The following is a 1,545-nucleotide window of genomic DNA, read 5'->3' as shown; positions in this document are numbered from 1 at the left end:
AGAGCCGGCTCTTGCGCTCCACCAGGGTGACCAGTGCACCTGTGCCTTGCTTGCCCAGCACCGTGTCCGCCTCCCAATCACCGAGCCGCTCCCGGCTATCGACGATAGCCGGCCGTTCATCAATAGAGCGGGCTTCCTTGATGGGAGAACGCAGGCTGCTCGCCCCCTTGCGGTAGCGCTTGTGGCCCTGGCGCAGATGGCGGTACAACTGGCCACCCCGGGCTTTGTCGGCGGCCACATGGCGGTATATCCACTCGTGACTCACCATGAGGCCTATCTGCTTGCCCACCGCGCTTATCTGCTCCGGGCTCCACCACCAGGCGAGTGTCAGCTCGACAAACTGGATGACATCGGCAGATAGCCGAGATTTGGCCGCACTGGCCCGTCGGTGGGTGGCGTGCTGATGCGCATTGTCTGGCTGGTAGCCCTGCGGCCCGGCGTTACGACGCAGCTCCCGGTAGAGGGTGGAGCGATGAACGCCAATGGCGCGTGCGGTGGCAAGGATGGACATCCCCTGTGCGCGAAGCACCGATAACTGGTATCGTTGCCCCTCGGTCAACTGCTGATAGCTCATGGTGATACTGCTTTTACTTTGGCGAGCAGAAGGGTACCACCAATCAGCAGTTGGCCACCTCTCGCCATTCATCCATGAGTGTCGCACTTATTATCTGAATTCCCGTTTCACTCCTTGCGATCAAGTGAGGAAAGACATCCTCCCACATCAGTGTATCGAATTATCAGCCATTCACATATACGTCATTTGACGTAGTTCTCTGCACGATATGCGCATATTTAGCCCGCTGTTTTTTCTCAATACTGAACCTGCTTGTTCAAAGGGTGATTGTCTTGAAGCTTCAAATGAACAGATACCGAAGCAGGGTTTGTTCATAGCTGAAAACTAATTTAAGGAAGAATACGCATGAAAAGGAAACTACTCGCAAGTTCTATTCTGGCTGCGTCTTTATTTGGTAGTCACGCGTTTGCTGCAGATGACACCATCAAAGTGGGTATCTTGCACTCGCTGTCTGGCACCATGGCGATCAGTGAAACCACACTGAAAGACACCATGCTTATGCTGATTGATGAGCAGAACAAGAAAGGCGGATTGCTGGGCAAAAAACTGGAGCCTGTGGTGGTTGACCCTGCGTCAAACTGGCCGCTGTTCGCTGAAAAAGCGCGTGAGTTGGTTCAAAAAGACAAAGTCTCTGCCATTTTCGGCTGCTGGACTTCCGTTTCCCGTAAATCAGTGCTGCCAGTAGTGGAAGAGCTGAACAGCGTGCTGTTCTACCCTGTGCAGTATGAAGGGGAAGAGTCATCCAAAAACGTATTCTATACCGGTGCTGCACCAAACCAGCAGGCGATTCCAGCGGTTGATTACCTGATGGAACAGGGCGTAGAGCGTTGGGCTCTGCTGGGTACTGACTCAGGGCAAGATCGCGAACGTTTTTTAAGCAGGGCACGAGGATTTGACCGACCGAACAGGGTGTGATCTTATACTCTCTTTTACGGGAGTTTCGTCATGAACCATCAAGCGGCATTTACCCA

The 1,545-nt window shown here is 53.6% G+C and carries 2 pseudogenes; one reads left to right on the top strand and one right to left on the bottom strand.

The features are described 5' to 3' along the window. A pseudogene (locus ACNPAA_RS20815) lies at positions 1-574 on the bottom strand (IS30-like element ISAs2 family transposase); the annotation flags it as partial. Between the two features lie 345 nt (positions 575-919). Here ACNPAA_RS20815 and ACNPAA_RS20810 point away from each other — a divergent pair. Then, positions 920-1,423 (top strand): annotated as a pseudogene (locus ACNPAA_RS20810) (transporter substrate-binding protein); the annotation flags it as partial. Between the last annotated feature and the right edge of the window lie 122 nt (positions 1,424-1,545).

This window comes from Aeromonas sp. PS2Canimalfood6, from assembly GCF_048276795.1.
GTDB classification, from domain to species: Bacteria; Pseudomonadota; Gammaproteobacteria; order Enterobacterales; family Aeromonadaceae; genus Aeromonas; species Aeromonas caviae.
This window is presented reverse-complemented; position numbering and strand designations above follow the sequence as displayed.